The following is an 18,664-nucleotide window of genomic DNA, read 5'->3' on the forward strand; positions in this document are numbered from 1 at the left end:
GTAGGATATGAATAAAACAACGATAAAAAACTTTGCAATCTGGGCAAGAAGAGAACTTATCGAAAAAGTTACTAAGAAAGCAAAGATATATGGAATAGAAAAAGATAAAGAAATGAAGGAGATGGATACTGCTCTTAATGGGCAGGTCCTGACTTCTGATGATAAAAAAGCAAGAAGAATATTAATTGAAAAAATAGATAAAGATGGCTTTGATGAAACTATAGAAGAGGTTGCTTATACATGGTTTAACCGTTTTATTGCCATAAGATTTATGGAAGTAAATGGATATATACCTAGCCATATAAGAGTTTTCACTTCAGAAAATAATGAGTTTGAACCTCAGATTCTGTCAGAAGCTATACATATTGATTTACCAGGGCTTGATAAGTCAAAGGTTCTAGAACTTTATAATGCTGGTAACAAGGAAGAGGAACTTTTTAATTATTTATTTATTACTCAATGTAATGCTTTAAACGAAGTTCTTCCAGGTATGTTTCAAAAGCTTAATGACTACACAGAGCTTCTTCTTCCAGATGGACTTTTAAGAGATGATTCTGTAATAGATGTAATGATAAGTGAAATACCTGAGGAAGACTGGAAGGAACAAGTTCAGATAATAGGATGGCTATATCAATATTATAATACTGAACCTAAAGATGAGGTATTTAAAAAGTTTGGTGATAAAAATAAAGTTAATACAAAAGAAGATATTCCGGCAGCCACACAACTCTTTACTCCTGACTGGATTGTAAGATATATGGTTGAAAATTCACTAGGAAGACTATGGATTGAAGGACATCCTGATGAAGAACTGAAAGAAAACTGGAAATACTATATAGAAGATGCAAAGCAAGAAGTAGAAATAGAAGAAAAACTACAGAAAATAAAAAAAGAATATGCAGATATTAAACCACAGGATATTAAGTGCATTGATCCTTGTATTGGTTCAGGTCACATAGGGTGCTATCTTTTTGATGTACTTATACAAATATATGAATCATGTGGTTACAAGAGAAGGGATGCAGTAAAGCTTATATTAGAAAATAATATCTATGGTCTTGATATAGATGAGAGGGCAAGACAGCTTGCATATTTCTCTTTAATGATGAAGGCGAGACAGTATGACAGAAGATTTTTAAGTAGAAAAGATATTCCACAACCCAAAGTATATGCAATAGAGGAAAGCAACTTTTTTAAAACAGAGAATGGGAAAAATATTATTGAATACTTTTCAAATGGAGATAATGATTTAAAGAAGGATATAGATTCCATTATAGAAGATATGATGGATGCAAAGGAATATGGCTCTATTATAAATGTGAATCAAGTAAATTTTGAAGCTTTATATAATCGATTTGAGGATATTAAAAAAGAATTTACTATGAATCTAGATGGTGTATTAGCATTAGAACAATTATTACCACTTGTAGAGCAGGCAGAAGTTCTTTCGGATAAATATGATGTAGTAGTAACAAATCCACCATATTTAAAAGCAGATAATATTCCAACAAAACTTGCTGATTATATATATAAAAAAAATACATATGCAAAATATGATTTATATGCTGCATTTATATATAAAAGTTATTCATATTTAAAACAGAATGGAATTTTGGGAATGATAACTATGCATAACTTTATGTATGCACCAAGTTTTTTAAATATGAGGAATGAGATAAAACATTGGGATTGGATATCTTTATTACATTTAGGAAGCAGGGCATTTAGTGAAATAAGTGGAGAAGTAGTACAGACGGCAGCTTATGTAATTTCGAAAACAAATATAAAAAGAAAAATGAAAGTTGTTGATGTAACAAAATTCAATGATAGTGATTTAAAAGAAAAAGAATTCTTAAATAGAAATTGTGAAATTTATAGTTTTGATATATCTAAGATAGATATTATTCCTGGTAATGCATTTGGATATGATTTGAGCGATACTATATTGGATTTATATAAAGAAAAATTATTTTTAGGAGATTATGGAATAAGTAAAGCAGGAATTGTAACTGGGAAAGATAGTTATTTTATAAAATTTTGGCATGAAGTTAATTATAATGATATAACATTTAATCCAAATTATAATGATATAAGCTATAAATATGTTTTATTTAGTAAAGGTGGAACTTTTAATAAGTGGTATGGTAATACTCAAAATGTATTAAAATTAAGTGATTTATGGGATGATACTAAAACTAATAAATCAGTTCGTAGAGGAGATATAGATGTTTATTATAAAAAGGGTATAGGATGGTCTCAAATGGGTGGAGGTGTAAATAAGTCATATAGTCAAATTGAAAATGCCGTTTGTAAAACAACAACACCTATGTTATATCCGAACAAAAAATATTTTGAATATATTTTGGGATATTTAAATTCTAATATACCACCTCGAGTATTAAAATCGCTTAATCCAACATTAAGCATACTTACAAGTGATATTATGAATTTACCAATTATATATGATGAACAGTATGCTGAAGAAATAAAAAAGATAGTAGAAAAATCAATAGAAATTTCAAAACTACTATATTCTCAAAAAGAAGAAAATTATCAATTTCTGAAAAATCCATTATTGCTATATGGAAAAGGTAGAATTTCTGATTCTTTAAATAAATATTGTGAAAAAGTTTATAAATTAGAAAAAGAAATGTTTATTTATCAAAAACGTTTGAATGAAATTTTTAGTAATATATTTAGTATAAAGAATGTGCAAACAATAAATTTCGAAAGTTCGATAGATAAAAAAAATGAAATAATTAGATTCATGTCTTATTTCGTAGGTTGCTGTATGGGAAGATATTCTCTAGATGAAGAAGGACTTGTATTTGCTGGTGGAGAGTTTGATTCATCAAAATATACTAGTTTCAGAGCAGTTGAAGATGGCATCCTTCCAATAACAGATCAAGAGTATTTTGAAGATGATATTGTAGAGTTATTTGTTGAATTCTTAAAAATTACATTTGGAGAAGAGCATCTAAATGAAAACCTAGATTTTATAGCGTCAGAGCTTAAAGGTAAGAAGAGTGATAGTAGTAGGGAAAGAATAAGAAATTATTTCTTAAATGATTTCTATAAAGATCATTGCAAGATGTATCAAAAACTTCCTATTTATTGGCAATATGACTCTGGCAAGAATGATGCTTGTAGGGGTTTGTTTTATCTCCATAGATATGATAAAGATATGTTTGCTAGAATAAGAATCAACTATGTTTTTGAAGTGCAGGATAGATATAAGCAAGAGCTTGTAAGAGTAGAAGACACTATTGCAGAGTCAAGTGGAAATAAAAAAATAGAACTTCAGAAACGTGCAGATGCACTTAAAAAGAAAATCATAGAATCTCAACAATTTGAAGAGAAAGTCCAGCATATAGCAGATTCCTATATAGAAATAGATTTGGATGATGGAGTAAAAGAAAATTATAAAATCTTTAAGGATGTATTGGCTAAAATTAAATAGGGGAGGTGGCAGGTTTGGACTTAGAAGAAATTTTAAAAGATTTGCAGAAAAGATTCAAGGAACCCTATCCTGAATTTTATAATAGGAGAATTATCTTTTGGATGGATAGGGATAGAGAATTTGAAGATGAAATTGATAATCTTGAAATTCCAGATGTAAAAACAATAAAAATGTCTGAAAATAATAAGTTCAGAGTAAAAAAACTACTATCCTTTGATGACCAGGAGTCAGACTTTCTTGTATACTGCCCTCTTATTTTCAATGAAAAAGAAGATAATTGGATAAATGATGTTATGAGATACAGTGAGGAATTTAGGGCGGATCTTGTATCTATACAGATTGACGAAATGAATTTACCAGATAGCATTGCTATTAGAAAGTCTGTAAAAGTTTATAAGAAGTTCTTTAATGCTAAAGCAAGAAGAGAACTTATAAAGAAAAAGGCAAGTAGAATTGAAAATCCCGCACATTTAGAACTTGCTATTATGAGTGAGATTGCAGGATGTGAAATGCAGCCAGGACTTATTATCAGAGAAGTTTTGAAAGCAGGCATTGAAAATGATGAGAATGATATTTATCAGGAATTTATAAATTATGAAATAGATGAAACTTTCTGGAGAATGGTAGGACAAGGAACAGGTTATCAAAGTGAAGAAAAGAGCCTAGAAAATTTATCTATTCATATACTGCTTACTGCAGCTTCAAGAAATATAAATAAAGAAGCATTTATAGGACTTGATAATTTTATTTCCAGTCCACATGAAGCTTTTTGTTTTCAATTTGTCGAGGACTGGCTTAGAAATGCTAATGAGAAAAGGAGCATATATGAACTTGTCCGTTATGTAGAAAAAGAAATTCAACTTGATGAAAGACTGATGAATCTTGATATATCACATTTTGAGAGCAACGAAGCTTTTCCATGTGTTGATGAAATTATACTTATAAAGCTTATGACAAATATTAAAAATGATATCATAGATCCTGAAGAGATTTCAGATATATATGATAAAAGAAGAGTTGTAGCCTGGTATGAAAAGTTTAGTTCATATTATGAAGGTATTTATAACATGGGTAAAATGAAGGATTTTTATAATAAAAACCAAGCATCATTCCATATGACAAGTGCGAAGGAAGTTTGGAAATCCTATACAGATAAATTTTATTTAATGGATACCTATTATAGAAAATTTCAGAGGGCATATCAGAAAAGCCTTAGAAATTCAAATGCTAAGCTTGATGATTTATTTAAATTTACGGTAGATAGGGCTGAAGGTATATATAAGCATTGGTTCCTAGATGATCTCCTTACTAACTGGTGTAATGTTAGCGGTAAAGAGTTTGAAGAGTATGGAAAAATTTCTGAGATTAAACAGCAAGTTGACTTCTATAACAATAATATTAAAAATGCTAAGACAAAAGTCTATGTAATTATTTCAGATGCAATGCGTTATGAGGTGGCAAAAGAACTTGCTATAGAATTAAAACAGGATATGCAATGTAAGATAGAAATTGATGATATGTCGGGGATATTTCCTACTATTACACCTTTTGGAATGGCTGCATTGCTTCCTAATAATGGGCTTCAAACTGAAATTAGAAATAATAATCTCAAAGTTCTTATTGATGGCGAATCAACAGATATGCCTAATAGAGAAAAGGTTTTACAAAAGGCTAATAAGGATTCTAGAGTGCTTAAATATGACGATTTGATTCATATGAAGAGAGAAGAGAGAAAAGCTCAAGTAAAAGGTATGGAAGTTGTTTATATATATCATGATCAAATAGATGCAGCCAGCCATACATCAGATTCTAGAGTTTTCTCTGCCTGTGATAAGGCTATAGATGAAATTAAGAATCTGGTTAGAATTCTTGTGCATGAGTTTTCAGCTGTAAATATAATGATTACCTCAGATCATGGTTTCCTCTATACTTATGAAGAGTTTACTGAGGATGATAAGGTATCTAAAGAAGGCTTTAAAGGTGTTGTTGATTATGGTAGAAGGTATGCAATAATGGATGAATCTGCTAATCCAAGTTTCTTGATGCCTATAAAATTTGTTGATGAAGAATCAGGGCTTAAAGGATTTGCACCGAAACATAATATCCGTATTAAAAAGCAAGGTGGAGGAATTAACTTTGTTCATGGAGGAATCTCACTTCAGGAAATGGTTGTTCCACTAATTAGATACAGACATTTAAGAAATGATAATAAAGAATATCAGAGAAACAGGAGTAAATATGATGTTAAACCTGTGGAACTTAATATTCTTTCAACAGGAAGAAAAATTAGCAATATGATATTCAATCTGTCTTTCTATCAAAGTGAAATGCTTTCAGTAAATAGAGAAGCCGCAAATTTCCTTCTTTATTTTGTTGATGAATATGGAGAAAAAGTTTCTGATGAAGTCCGTATTATAGCTGATAAGAATACTGATAATGAGCAAGATAGAGTATTTAATGTAACATTCAACTTGAAAGCTGGAAAATATGATAATAAAAAGACTTATAACCTTGTTATCTATGAAGAGTCAGGTCAGATTCTTCCAAAGAAGATTGAGTTTGTAATAGATATTCCCTTTGCCACAGGTGAATATGATTTCTTTAGTTAAGGGGGGTGACTAGGTATGGAAGATGTAAGTTCAAGAACTGAAATAAAACAAAAACTTAGAGAAAATTTTGATGGAAAAATAGTAGCAAAAGATTTGACTAAAAAAATCAAAGAAGGGGCTAATGTTCCTGTATATGTTCTAGAGTTTTTGCTTGGGCAGTATTGTAGTAGTGATGATGAAGAAATTATTGAAAAGGGTATAGGAACAGTTAAAAAGATTATTTCAGATAACTTTGTTAGACCTGATGAAGCTCAGAAAATACTTTCTATATTAAGAGAAAAAGGTAGCTTTTCCATTATAGATAAGGTAACAGTAAAACTAAACATAAGAAAAAATAGGTATGAAGCGGAGTTTTCAAACCTAGGACTTAGTGATATTCCAGTACCAGAAGAATATCCAACAAGATATGATAGGCTTCTTTGTGGTGGTATATGGTGTATGATTCAACTTGATTATGATTATGATGAGAATGAGCAGAACAAAAATCCTATTAGCATTACAAGGCTTACACCTATTCAAATGCCACAGGTGGATATAAAAGAGCTTAAAGAAGGTAGAAGCAAATTTACAAAAGAAGAATGGATAGATGTTATGCTTCGTTCTATTGGTATGGAGCCTAATGAATTTGAAGAAAGAGAAAAATGGTTGTTGCTTACAAGATTAATTCCACTTGTGGAAAATAATTTTAATCTATGTGAATTGGGTCCCAGAAGTACAGGGAAATCTCATATTTATAAGGAGATTTCACCTAATAGTATTCTTGTGTCTGGAGGACAGACTACTGTTGCTAATCTGTTTTACAATATGGGAAGAAAGACAATCGGTCTTGTAGGACTTTGGGATTGTGTAGCATTTGATGAAGTTGCAGGAATAAAGTTCAAAGATAATGATGGTATACAGATTATGAAAGACTATATGGCATCAGGTTCTTTTGCAAGGGGAAAAGAAGAAAAAGCCGCATCGGCTTCAATGGTATTTGTAGGTAATATTAATCAAAGTGTCGATGTACTTTTGAAAACTTCCAGCCTGTTTGATCCATTTCCAGAGGAAATGGCAATAGATACAGCTTTTCTTGATAGAATGCATTGTTATCTTCCAGGTTGGGAGATCCCTAAATTTAGACCTGAGCATTTTACAAATGATTACGGTTTTATTACTGATTATCTTGCAGAATTTATGAGGGAACTTCGCAAGGATCAGTATGGAGATAGCTTAGACAAGTATTTTAGATTAGGCAAGAATCTAAATCAAAGAGATACTATTGCAGTTAGAAAAATGGTTAATGGCTATTTGAAAATTGTATATCCACATGGTGAATTTACAAAAGATGATCTTGAAGAAATACTATGCTTATCTCTTGAGATGAGAAGAAGAGTGAAGGAACAACTAAAGAAAATAGGTGGTATGGAATTTTATGATGTGAACTTCTCATATATAGATTTAGATACTTTTGAGGAAAAATATGTAGGTGTTCCTGAACAGGGAGCTGATAAACTAATTCCTGATGGTATGCTAAATCCAGGACAAGTTTATACAATTGCTAGTGGAGGAAATGGAATGATTGGTTGCTATAGATTGGAGTCTCAAATGCTTCCTGGTAATGGAAAATTTGATAGAACAGGACTTGGGACTAATCGTGAATCTAAAGAAGCAAGTAATACTGCTTTTAATTATCTTAAAGCTAATGGTAATAGGATTAGTGCTTCAATAAGTACAACTACAAAAGATTATATTATAAATTATCAAGATTTACAGGGTATAGGAATGACAGGGGAGTTGGCTCTTCCTACTCTAATTGCATTATGCTCAATTGCACTTGGAAAACCTGTTATAAGTAATTTGGCGGTGCTTGGAGAAATAAGTATCGGTGGAAGTATTATGAAGGTTACAGAAATTGCAGATAGTCTTCAAGTTGCACTTGATAGTGGAGCAAAGAAAGTTCTTATACCTAGTACATCTTTTGTGGATTTTGGAACAGTTCCTGCAGAACTTATGAGTTCATTTCAAATAATTCCATATCAAAGTGCCGAAGATGCTGTATTTAAAGCTTTGGGGGTGGAGTGATTTTGAATATATTAGTAATAAAACTTGTCATTATAAAATGTTGAAAGGGGTTGACTTAATTTTATGATTTTTACTGAAGAACAATTAAAAGATTATGCTAAGCCACTTAGTGAAACTGAAGAAAATCAATGTAAAAATGCTATAAGAATGGTATCAAATGCATTAAAAGATTTGGGTCTTAGTGAAAATGAAATGGAGACTATATATGGTGCTTCTACAGCATATCAAATTAGAATGAGTGGTGGTCTTAGTGGGTATGATATTAAATTGTTTTTGCAAGGTTCTTATGCAAATAATACAAATGTAAGAGGACATAGCGATGTTGACATTGCAGTAGTACAGGAGGATATATTTCGACCTGCATACAGATTAAATGTATCTGGAGCAGACTATGGATTTACAAATGCAACTCCCAGGATAAAAAGTTTTAAAGATGAAGTTGAAGATATATTAAGAAATCACTTTGGTAAAGATGTTGAAAGAAAAAATAAATCAATAAAAATTAATGGGAATTCATACAGAAAGGATACCGATAGTGTACCATCAATGAGACATAGAGACTATAGGCAAGATTATACATTTGATAAAGAAAACTATATCGGTGGTATTTTAATAAAAGCTGATGATGGCCAAGAAATAATTAATTACCCAGAGCAGCATATAAAAAATGGTGTCGAAAAAAATAATGCTACAAATTATTACTTTAAAAAGATGGTTAGAATTGCTAAAGAACTTAGATACCAAATGAAAGATTTAAGATATCCATATGCCCAAAAAGCAAGTTCTTTTGGTGTAGAATGTCTTTTGTGGAATGTTCCAAATGAATACTTTACCAAATACAGTACCTATCGTTACGCTTTTGATGAGATTGTTGGGTACTTATATGATAATAGATATTCCACTCTTAATTTTATGGAAGTTAATAATATAAAAAAATTATGTGATGATTCACCTGATAGACGAGATATTTACAAAGGGTTTATAGAAGAGTTGAAAGGTTTTTATGAATATGAAATCTAAAATAAATAATTTATTAAAATTATCGGCAATATTTTGTGTAATTATTTTTTTAGTTTTAAAATATTTAAAAGGTTCGGAGACATTGTTAGACAACTGGGAGTTAATTACACAAGCTGCAGGATATAGTGCCATATTAACGTTGGTATATGAAAAATGGATTTGGAGGATAAATCCTTTAATCAAAATACCTAAATTCAAAAAAGAATATGGTGGTTTAATAAAATATGAATATAATGGAATCCAAGGAACTAAAAATATAGATATAAAAATTTCTCAAACATTAACTAATGTATATGTTTCGATAAAAAGTGATGAGATTACAAGTAAAAGTATAACAAGTGAGTTAGTAGAAGAAAATAATAAATATGTGTTATATTATACTTATATCACTCAACCCAAAAGTGAATTTAGTGATGAGAATCCTATCCAATATGGCACCTGTAAAGTGCTTGTTGACGATGTAAAGGAGTTTCATGGAATTTATTGGACAACCAGTAAAACCAAAGGCGACATTTACTTTGTAGAAAATAAAAAAGATAGCCAAGCAATTTTTTATCGCTCGACCTCTTTCCCTAAATAGGTATCATAGTTTTTCTTATACTGATATAGTTTCTTTTGTTCCTGGCGGGACTGATTGAGTTTCTCAATGAGAGACTCTTTTTTTGTATTTAATTTTTCAAGTTCTTCAAATATCTGTTTTGTGGTAGGAAGAGTATTGGAGTTCTGAAAACTTTCGGTAACTGCTTTTTTATAAAGCAAAAGTTGAGCATTATACTCGTTAGTAAAAGCCTTATCCTCGGGATGATTTTTAGCATATTTATAAATTTCTTTATACTGCTCAATGATATATCTGTTTTCCATAGTCTGCTTTTTTTCTTCAATTAGTTTTTCTATCTTCTTGTTTTCTGAAAGAAGATTTTGAATTTCAGAAGCTTTATCCTGGAGTGCTTTTTCTAGTTGCTCTTGTGTTTTAAAACCTTTACTTCTAACCTGGTTGATTGTTTCTGCCATAGTATAAAGATTATGCTTTACTGCCCAATGCTTGTATCCAGGAGAGCCTTTAAATTTCTCGTTAGCATTAATATCAATAACATTATCCAAGGTCTTAAATGGAGATTTAGGACGTTTTCCTCGTATCTGAATTTCCTCTGAAATACGTTCTTTTAATCTTTCCTCAGTATAATCTTCTCCAATTCGCATAGCTCTAGTGAAACGCTTTTGACCCTCTTTTTTCTTGAAAGCGATATGCTTTCCATGTTTAATTTCATATCCATACTGCTCCATAAGATAGAGGAAATCTTCCCAATCCTTAGCTTTCTTAATAGCTCTATCAATATCAAACTGGAGTCTTCCCTTCCATGAAGTGCCTTCCTTTCTCTCCTGATATTCCCTATAGGATTTACCTTTTGTCTTATACTTTTTCTTGTATTTTTCATAGTATTCATCTATGACAACAAGATTATTTTCCTTGCATAGCTTATCACTTTGGTAGCGAATTCTATGGTAACTTCGTTTATTTGATTGATAGCATTTACCTGTTTTCCAGTTTACATTATTAAAGATAATGTGGTTATGAATATGGTTACGATCTACATGGGTTGCTAGAACATATTCATATTCTCCTTTTAAAATTTCTTTAGCAAGGTCAATGCCTATCTCATGAGCCTTCTCAGGGGCTACTTCTCCAGGGACAAAACTTTGTATTAAATGTCTGGCAAGAACTGTTCCCCTAGTATTGTTTACTTCTCTTGTATTCATAAACTGTAGGTGGGCAGTTGCAGGGGAGCAGCCATCAGAATTTATGAGAATTTGCTCGTCAGTTTTGTCGGTACTGGTAATATAATCAATTGCAAGGCTGAGAGTTGATTTGATGGGATGTATCTTTGTAATTGCCATTTTAATCAGCCTTATGCATATATTTTCTTGTCAGGATATTTTGAATTTTAATTATTTCCCTTGAGATATCATCATTCTCTTTTTTAAGATCTTCAATATCTTCTCTATAGATTATGCCTGTACTATTAACTCTTTTTGCAATTTGATTGATGTTATTTGAATTCTTTCCTATAAGAGTTTGTAGCCTTCTAAAGACATTCATATCAATAACAAATATAGGGGCTTCAAGTACACATTTTCTAATAAAATGTCCCATTGATTTTGACTTACTCATTTCAAGTTTTTTCTTAAAAAGTTCCTTTTCTTCATCAGTAACCATTACATGAATATCATTTTTTCTAAGTCTATTTGCCATATAAATCCTCCTTTTCTTTCTTCTTTATAACAGGGTATTAGGGGTGTCCCCTAAATCATTCCGATAGGAACAAGTAGAAAATTGAATAAAAAGAAGCGAACCTAAAAGGGTCCGCTTCATCAATTTTCTCGTAAGTGTGTCTACACTTACTGTGCTTGCTATTAATGTTATTTTAAAAGCAGGCATTAAGCTTAGTATTTGATTTATATATCAATATTACCGCACTATGGAGAAAATGTCAGCGTGAATTATGTAAATTTTCATATTATATTAGCAATGTATGATTTATTTGGTACAATAGTAACTAATAGGTTGAGTTGTACTTTAAGCATGTATCAGGAATGGGGGGATAATTCATGATGGTAAGTCCAGAAACATATATGAGCTTTTTACAGGATAAAAACTATGAAGAACTTATAAAGGAAAGAGATAGCCTGATAGATGAAATAAAAGGATATGAGAAAATATCTGATGACTTTATAGATATGAATCCTTCAAGGGAAATTTTATACAAATATAATCATCTATATTTATCAAAAGTATGTGAGTTATTATCTGAAAAGTTTACTGAAACAGGGTTTAGTAATAGACAAGAAAGCTTTATGGGGGAAGAATGGGTACATATATTAAAAGAATATTTGATAGAAAATAATTTGTTCGAGATATGGACAAATGATAATTTACAGCGACGAAAAATGGGAAAGAAATTTACCTTATCAGATCATATAAAGGGATTAATATATTCTTTACTAAGTAATCAAAGACCCTGGAAAAGCATTGTTGCAAATATGGATAAAATAGAAAATATATTTTATGACTTTGACGTGGATAAAATTAAAACTGAAAATCCTGAGAGATTTATAGATGAAATTCGCAAAATAAAATGTGGTAATCGAAATATAAATCAGCAGATGAAAAGCTTGGCTCAAAATATTGCTATAATGGAAGAGATAGAAAGAGACTATGGAAGTATGGATGATTTTGTTACATCTGCTCCTGCATATGAAATTGTAAAAAAGATATCTGATAACAAATCAAAATATAAAATAAATAGAGTAGGCGAAGCTTTAGCTTGGGAATATTTAAGAAATGTTGGAATTGATGGCATGAAACCAGATGTCCATTTATGTAGATTTTTTGCTGGGGATCGTATGGGAAGTGGAAGTAATATACCTGCAACAATACATGAAGTTTATGAAACTGTTTTAAAACTTTCTAAAGATACAGGAATATCTATGTCTGAAATTGATTCGCTAGTATGGAATTTTTGTTCATCTGGATATGGGGAAGTATGTACCTCAAATCCTAGATGTGAAATATGTCCTATAAAAGAATACTGCAATAAATAATCTTAAAAGTAGGTAGAATTGGAGGTGGATTTGATGAAGATAGGATTAGTATCATGCAGTAAAGCCAAAAAAGATTATATTTGCTCTGCAAGAGAAATGTATTCTGAAAGTAATACCTTTAGACTATCACTTGAATACTTAGAAAAAACATGTGATAAGATTTTTATTTTATCTGCCAGACATGGCTTATTAGATTTAGACGATGCTATCCAGCCATATGATGAAACTTTAGTAGAAAAACCTGTTGCTGAAAGAAGAAAGTGGGCTGATGAAGTAATTTTTAAACTAAAAGAAAAAACAAATTTAGAAAAAGATAAATTTATAGTTTTGGCAGGTCAAAAATACAATGAGTTTTTACTAGAACATATAAGAAAATTCCAACTACCATTAGAGGGTCTAACTATGTTTAAAAGAGTTCCTAAATTGAAGGAAATGATTAAAGATTTGGATAATGAAACTAGATTAATCCATCAGATTGCAAATGAAATGCAAAGATTTGCCTGGAATGAAATAGATAATTTAACTTTCACTAATGGAATATATATTATATTTGAAAAAGGTGAAAGTTACTATGATTTAGATAGGATTGTGAGAGTTGGAACTCATAAAGCTGATGGTAGATTAAAGGCTAGACTTAAGGATCATTATCTAAGAAAAAACAAGGATGGAAGTATATTTAGAAAAAATATTGGTTTAGCCTTATTAAATAAAGATCAAGATCCATACTTAAGGATATGGAAACTGAATACATCTAAACCTAAGATAAAAAAAGAATATAAAGAAGAATTAAATTTAGAATACAAGAAAAAAATTGAAGAAAGAGTATCTAATTACTTAAGGGAAAAAACCTCTTTTACCTGTTTTGAAATCTCTAGCAATGAAGAAAGATTAAGAATAGAAGAAGGCATGATTGCCTTATTAAACAACAGTAAATACTTTAAATCTAGCGATAAGTGGCTAGGAAATTATCACCCAGATCAGGAAATAAGGGAAAGTAATCTTTGGAACAAACAAGGGTTGAGTGGACAGGCTTTGGATTTAAAAGAACTTTGGTATATTGGTAAGGGTCAAGGAGTTAAAAATATTAGTAATAACTCATGTGATCTTAATTTCCCGAAACCAGGAAAAAACTCATTAAATAAAAATGAAAAGGATGAAGAAAATAAAATAAGTGCTAAGGATATAGAGAAATTCATTAAGGATATTTTTATAGAAAGTAAAGGTAGTGAGTATGTAGATATCTTGTCAAAAGATATTCATAAAGCAATGGGTTTGAAATCAAGATATTCTATGGTATGTGGAGCTATGTATAACTTACAGAAAGAAATTAGTAGAAGTGACATTTTACATAAAACTTCAAGCGGACAAAGCTCTACTTTAAAAATCAGATATTATTTATAAAAATATGCAAATAAAACAAAAAATAGGCAGAGGCTTCATGTCAGTGGTAAATCGGAAACGAAGCAATATAATTTTTTATTTTAAATGCGACAACTTACTTGACAAACACCGGGGGTGAGATGATTGAAAGATATGAAAGAAGTTCATAATTTTGCAGTAAAATGGCTTGATAAATTTAGGAATCAAGAAATTGATTATATAGAATTAGTAGACCATTATCTGGCCGATGATTGTGATGCACTTGGATTTGAAATGGATAGTGGAGAAGAATTTTCTAAAAGATATGGAAGTGCCGTTTATGACTATAGAGAACTCCAAAAAATTATAGATTATGTAAATGATATTGAACTACTAGGTTCTGCCATTTATTCAAGATGGAGATATTTTAATCATTGGGCATACGATGGAGAAGAAATTTTAGAAGATAGAAATCGTTCTTGGTTTATTCTAGCTTTAAAGCGATTGCTTGTATTATCTGCTGAAAATAATGCTATGTTTAAAGGTATACCAAAGACTATTCATATTGTATCTAATAATATTTGCTATGGGCCATGTCCAGAGCCTACAGATGAAGTAGAGCAACACCTAACAATTAGTTCTGAAGGACAAATAAAATTTTCATCATTTAACTTTGGTTACGGAATGGAAAAATATGAAAAAGGAAGAAGTAAAGATTTTAATATAGGAAAACCGGTAGCTGAAAAAATATTAAGTGCGGTAGGTGAATATTTCAGTAATGAATATATTGAAATCTTTGCTACAGATATTGGCGATTGGAAGATGGAGATAATCAATACAGATGGAGAGAGCTACCACTTCAGAGGTTCACTTTGTGCAGATTTTGAAATTGATGGCATAGACTTATCTGATCTAATTCGTGATGAAATAGGTATAAAAAATTTATATATATTTGATGGGAACAATAAGCCGGATAAGGTGAATAAAATCACTATTGAATATAATAGAGTAGTAAAAATAAAACCCAAAGAATTAATAAGTGAATCAGAAGAATATGTAACTTGGGATTACAAGGAGAGTTTAACAATTGATAGGAAGACTGAAACAATTGAACATATACAAAATATCGGGTCAGGATGCATTGTTTCAAGAAAATTTCAAGTTCAAGGAGGAGTGGAGGCACTTCTCGATGATTTAGATGGAGATAGTTTGTTTGAATATATTGAGGGAAATCCTCCAGATGTTGTTGAAAATCCAGGGGAAATAAAAGGCTATAAAATTACTATAGAATTAGAAAAAGATGGTCAGCGAATAATTATAGGAACATTTGACAAAAAAGGACTGCCTGAAGATTGGGAAGACTTTGCGGAGGCTGTTTTAGATTTTATGTTATTTTATGGGCTAGGGGAAATACTTGATCCATCTATTTATAATTTGATAAAAAGGCGGAAAGGTGAATACATATATTGCAGCGTTACCTTTGACGATAGCTATAAAACTTATTACTATTTAACAGATGATGATAGTATTGAAGTTGGAGACTCAGCCATGGTCCCTGCTGGAATAGATGATCATCTAGCTATGGTAAAGGTTGTAAAGATAGGGTATTTCAAGGAAGAAGATGTTCCTTTTCCTATGAATAAAATAAAGAAGATAGTCAGAAAGGCTGCTGATGTAGATTTTGATAGCTGATCATAGTTATGGAGGATAAAATTATGGATATTAAAGCATTAAATAAAGATTTAGCAGAGATTATTCTAGGGTTATCTTCCATTTTAGGTAAGCCTATAAGTGAGGATAAATTTGAAATAGTAGATTTGGGTATTCCACATCAACCAACATCTCTCCCAAAAGGGAAAATGGGTATCTATATGTTTTTATATGATAATAAGTTTTTAAAGATTGGCAAAGCTGGTCCAAAAAGTAATGCTAGGTTTTATAGTCAACATTACAATCCTAAATCAGCTAGAAGTACATTAGCAGCTTCTATTCTAGCAGATGAATCAACTGCGAATAAAAGCATCTCCGAGTCTAATGTAGGAGTATGGATAAAGGAGAATTGTTATAGGATTGATATATTATTTGATTCTGACTTAGGAATATTTGCGTTAGAGCTTATAGAAGCTGCACTGCATTATAAATATGAGCCTGTATATGAAGGGTTTATAAGTCAAAGATAGAATGGTAGGGGTTGTTAATATTCAATATATAGGGGTTATCATTTTCATGATACTTATAATTATGATTTGTATTGTATTAGTACTCAAATTTAAAAGAAGCCAAGGTCTTGTACTTACCACAACAGATAATTATAATGGGGAAAAAAGCAAGCTAGAATTTACTACGGAAAATATACAGAACGAATTAGTTATCCAAATGGAAATGCTCCCTGCAGAGGTAATTATTGACGAGAACAAGCTTGTTGAGATTACAAATAGCAAAGTCTTAGCTCATGTAAATAATCTAGTACCTGGTTTAGCACAGGTGGGTAATGTGGCTCACAATGCAGTCCAAGCGGCACAAGCCAATGGGGAAGTATTATATAAAGCAATAATTCCTGCAGGTACGAAGTTGGCAGATTCAAAGGCTATGGAGAATGCTATTCGTGGTATTTATCGTGGCTCAGATGGTATTAAAGGTCATGGAAACCTAGTAGCTGTTGAAGCACAAAAAGGAACAGCGGTTGTAGCCAATATCGTAGCTGCTGCTATAGGAGTTGCCTCAATGGTTGTTGGTCAGTACTATATGACACAGATTAATGCTGAACTCGGAGTAATTAGCGAAGGCATATCTAAGATTTCAGATTTTCAGGATAATGAGTATCGTAGTAGGGTTTTCTCACTTGTTACTCATGTTAAAAAGATAGAGGATTTCCAAGTTGAAATTCTTGAAAATAATGAATTGAGACTCAGTAAAATTGGTCAACTTGATAGTCTGGAAGAAGAAAGCACTCAACTTCTAGGATAAGCTACATGGTAAAAGTATCCACCAAACAAAAATCATCCTTAAGTAATAGAAAGGTTAATACAAAATCGGATGCCTTTCTAATTGAAAGTGAAATTCCTTACTCCACACACCTAGAAAATCAATTTATTTTGGCTGAAGATGATATATCTAAATTTGAATATAAGAAGGTTGCTAAACCTGGAATTTCTGTAAAAAGGCCAGATTCGAAAAGTTATACTCTACAAAAATTTACTAGGGATTCATTTTATAAGGCTTTTGAAAATTATATTGACAATGTAGCTTTAGTTTTTTATGGAAACTTAATTTATGTGGATCCCAGGCAAATTGATAAAAATATTGTTATGGCAAATGACTTGGAGATTTCTTTAGAGGATTTTGTAAAATTCTTCATTAATTCTGGGGATCTTGATGATTTGAAAAACATAGAAATACTAACTTATATTAAGAAAGCTTCTCAGGACATTGTAAAGAATTCCATTATAAATAACGAAGAACTTGCAAACTCAATTTTCCAAGGTAAAGGTTGGTTTGAAGAACCTTATGTTGCAAATTATATATACGAAGATTCTAAACTTAGAGATAACTCTATTACAGGATTTACAATAACTACAGATTCGGGCAGAGGTAGTGGGAAATATACAATTATAATAAAACCTATTTAAAATACATTAAATAAAGAAGATTCGATATAGAGGCTTCACTTTTAAAAGTAGGGGCCTCTATACTTTTATATCCTTTTAAAAATCCTTCTTAGGTTCATATGGAATTTTTAAATTATAACCCATCCTATTTATTTCACAAAGCTTGATTACAACAAGATTGGTTTGAGTATTTAATATACTGGCTATTTAAGCTGGAGGTAATCCTTCTCCAGGTATTCATAAGTTTCAATTCTATCTAAAATTTAATAATAATAAAAACACCTATAATATTTAGAACCCCAAAAATATTTTATTGACAAAAGAAATTTTTATGATAATATATGTAAGTAAGCACCAACATAAGGAGGGGCGATAGATGGAAAAAACTAATAAAAGAATGACAAGGGAAGAAAGAAGAAAGCAAATATTAGAATCAGCCTTAAAGGTATTTATAGAGAAAGGATACAATGGCTCAACTACTTTAGATATAGCAAAAAAAGCAGACATATCTGAAGTTACTTTATTTAGATACTTTGACTCTAAAAAACAAATGTTTATGGAAGCTATAGAACCAATTTTAATAACTAGCTTAAAAGAATCCTTGGTAGAGTCCCAGGGCTTAGAGCCTATGGAAAAGTTAGAATATATTCTAAAGAATAGAATTAAATTCATTTCTCAGCATAATAAAGTAATTAAATTAATTTTAATGGAGAGCCAAGTAAATCCTGAAGTAGCTGATTTTGACTTTATTAAACAAATAACATCAATGTTAAAGGATTCCATAAGGGACACAGATATTGACTTAGAAGATGAAGATTTCTCCATAAGACTAATGATGGGAAGTATTTTATCCTTCTTATATCTACCTAAAATAAAAGATAATGAAATTGATTCTTATGTAGAAAAACTAATAGATACAATTACCAAATAAAGATCTAAGGAAG

General features: G+C 30.8%; 14 protein-coding genes. 12 read left to right on the forward strand and 2 right to left on the reverse strand.

Going from position 1 to position 18,664, the window contains the following annotated elements; translation table 11 throughout:
* The first annotated feature begins 7 nt into the window (after nucleotides 1-7).
* The 5 genes from pglX (at nucleotide 8) to BQ9840_RS11455 (ending at nucleotide 9,733) form a co-directional block, all read left to right on the forward strand.
* Nucleotides 8-3,460, forward strand: coding sequence for a BREX-1 system adenine-specific DNA-methyltransferase PglX (gene pglX / locus BQ9840_RS11435; protein ID WP_077369896.1), 3,453 nt, complete (start codon nucleotides 8-10; stop codon nucleotides 3,458-3,460).
* A gap of 14 nt (nucleotides 3,461-3,474) precedes the next feature.
* Nucleotides 3,475-6,069 (forward strand): BREX-1 system phosphatase PglZ type A, encoded by a 2,595-nt coding sequence (pglZ, locus tag BQ9840_RS11440; protein ID WP_077369897.1) that lies wholly within the window; start codon nucleotides 3,475-3,477, stop codon nucleotides 6,067-6,069.
* A 15-nt stretch (nucleotides 6,070-6,084) separates the two neighbouring features.
* Nucleotides 6,085-8,133, forward strand: a complete 2,049-nt coding sequence (gene brxL / locus BQ9840_RS11445) for a protease Lon-related BREX system protein BrxL (RefSeq protein ID WP_077369898.1) — start codon at nucleotides 6,085-6,087, stop codon at nucleotides 8,131-8,133.
* Between the two features lie 63 nt (nucleotides 8,134-8,196).
* A complete protein-coding gene (locus BQ9840_RS11450) occupies nucleotides 8,197-9,153 on the forward strand; it encodes a nucleotidyltransferase domain-containing protein (RefSeq protein WP_077369899.1) in 957 nt (318 codons plus the stop codon).
* Nucleotides 9,143-9,733, forward strand: a complete 591-nt coding sequence (locus BQ9840_RS11455; RefSeq protein WP_128751705.1) for a Cap15 family cyclic dinucleotide receptor domain-containing protein — start codon at nucleotides 9,143-9,145, stop codon at nucleotides 9,731-9,733. The genes BQ9840_RS11450 and BQ9840_RS11455 overlap by 11 nt, the downstream gene beginning before the upstream one ends.
* Here BQ9840_RS11455 and BQ9840_RS11460 read toward each other — a convergent pair.
* Together BQ9840_RS11460 and mobC are read right to left on the reverse strand one after the other, a co-directional pair.
* Entirely contained in the window at nucleotides 9,706-11,049 is a 1,344-nt protein-coding gene (locus BQ9840_RS11460) for a relaxase/mobilization nuclease domain-containing protein (RefSeq protein ID WP_077369901.1), read from the reverse strand. The two genes, BQ9840_RS11455 and BQ9840_RS11460, sit on opposite strands and share 28 nt — an antisense overlap.
* Before the next feature lies 1 nt (nucleotide 11,050).
* Nucleotides 11,051-11,404 carry a plasmid mobilization protein gene (gene mobC / locus BQ9840_RS11465; RefSeq protein ID WP_077369902.1) on the reverse strand — a complete coding sequence of 118 codons (354 nt, stop codon included), beginning with the start codon at nucleotides 11,402-11,404 and terminating at the stop codon, nucleotides 11,051-11,053.
* A 356-nt stretch (nucleotides 11,405-11,760) separates the two neighbouring features.
* Here mobC and BQ9840_RS11470 point away from each other — a divergent pair, with 356 nt between their 5' ends.
* The 7 genes from BQ9840_RS11470 to BQ9840_RS11500 all read left to right on the forward strand — a co-directional run bounded on the left by BQ9840_RS11470 (nucleotide 11,761) and on the right by BQ9840_RS11500 (nucleotide 18,651).
* Nucleotides 11,761-12,753: a hypothetical protein gene (locus BQ9840_RS11470; protein WP_077369903.1), complete on the forward strand. Its 993-nt coding sequence runs from the start codon at nucleotides 11,761-11,763 to the stop codon at nucleotides 12,751-12,753.
* A 33-nt stretch (nucleotides 12,754-12,786) separates the two neighbouring features.
* Nucleotides 12,787-14,154 carry a DUF6884 domain-containing protein gene (locus BQ9840_RS11475; protein ID WP_077369904.1) on the forward strand — a complete coding sequence of 456 codons (1,368 nt, stop codon included), beginning with the start codon at nucleotides 12,787-12,789 and terminating at the stop codon, nucleotides 14,152-14,154.
* A 123-nt stretch (nucleotides 14,155-14,277) separates the two neighbouring features.
* Nucleotides 14,278-15,804: a hypothetical protein gene (locus BQ9840_RS11480; RefSeq protein WP_200804929.1), complete on the forward strand. Its 1,527-nt coding sequence runs from the start codon at nucleotides 14,278-14,280 to the stop codon at nucleotides 15,802-15,804.
* 23 nt (nucleotides 15,805-15,827) lie between these two features.
* The gene (locus BQ9840_RS11485) at nucleotides 15,828-16,292 is read left to right on the forward strand and encodes a hypothetical protein (RefSeq protein ID WP_077369905.1); all 465 of its coding nucleotides are present in this window, start codon (nucleotides 15,828-15,830) and stop codon (nucleotides 16,290-16,292) included.
* Nucleotides 16,293-16,338: 46 nt separating this feature from the next.
* Complete coding sequence (locus tag BQ9840_RS11490) at nucleotides 16,339-17,079, forward strand: hypothetical protein (RefSeq protein ID WP_200804930.1); 741 nt, start codon at nucleotides 16,339-16,341, stop codon at nucleotides 17,077-17,079.
* 128 nt (nucleotides 17,080-17,207) lie between these two features.
* Nucleotides 17,208-17,741 carry a hypothetical protein gene (locus tag BQ9840_RS11495; protein ID WP_159436170.1) on the forward strand — a complete coding sequence of 178 codons (534 nt, stop codon included), beginning with the start codon at nucleotides 17,208-17,210 and terminating at the stop codon, nucleotides 17,739-17,741.
* 355 nt (nucleotides 17,742-18,096) lie between these two features.
* The gene (locus BQ9840_RS11500) at nucleotides 18,097-18,651 is read left to right on the forward strand and encodes a TetR/AcrR family transcriptional regulator (RefSeq protein WP_077369907.1); all 555 of its coding nucleotides are present in this window, start codon (nucleotides 18,097-18,099) and stop codon (nucleotides 18,649-18,651) included.
* Nucleotides 18,652-18,664 lie beyond the last annotated feature (13 nt).

Origin of the sequence: Anaerosalibacter sp. Marseille-P3206 (assembly GCF_900155565.1) — a bacterium.
In the GTDB taxonomy this organism is placed as follows: domain Bacteria; phylum Bacillota; class Clostridia; order Tissierellales; family Sporanaerobacteraceae; genus FUHM01.

Bases quoted from the DNA above. Each gene is read 5' to 3' on its own strand.
- BQ9840_RS11485 (WP_077369905.1), top strand. From the start codon at position 15,828: ATGGATATTAAAGCATTAAATAAAGATTTAGCAGAGATTATTCTAGGG.
- BQ9840_RS11490 (WP_200804930.1), top strand. From the start codon at position 16,339: ATGATACTTATAATTATGATTTGTATTGTATTAGTACTCAAATTTAAA.
- BQ9840_RS11450 (WP_077369899.1), top strand. From the start codon at position 8,197: ATGATTTTTACTGAAGAACAATTAAAAGATTATGCTAAGCCACTTAGT.
- BQ9840_RS11460 (WP_077369901.1), bottom strand. From the start codon at position 11,049: ATGGCAATTACAAAGATACATCCCATCAAATCAACTCTCAGCCTTGCA.
- BQ9840_RS11470 (WP_077369903.1), top strand. From the start codon at position 11,761: ATGATGGTAAGTCCAGAAACATATATGAGCTTTTTACAGGATAAAAAC.
- BQ9840_RS11475 (WP_077369904.1), top strand. From the start codon at position 12,787: ATGAAGATAGGATTAGTATCATGCAGTAAAGCCAAAAAAGATTATATT.
- mobC (WP_077369902.1), bottom strand. From the start codon at position 11,404: ATGGCAAATAGACTTAGAAAAAATGATATTCATGTAATGGTTACTGAT.
- BQ9840_RS11500 (WP_077369907.1), top strand. From the start codon at position 18,097: ATGGAAAAAACTAATAAAAGAATGACAAGGGAAGAAAGAAGAAAGCAA.
- brxL (WP_077369898.1), top strand. From the start codon at position 6,085: ATGGAAGATGTAAGTTCAAGAACTGAAATAAAACAAAAACTTAGAGAA.
- BQ9840_RS11455 (WP_128751705.1), top strand. From the start codon at position 9,143: ATGAAATCTAAAATAAATAATTTATTAAAATTATCGGCAATATTTTGT.
- pglX (WP_077369896.1), top strand. From the start codon at position 8: ATGAATAAAACAACGATAAAAAACTTTGCAATCTGGGCAAGAAGAGAA.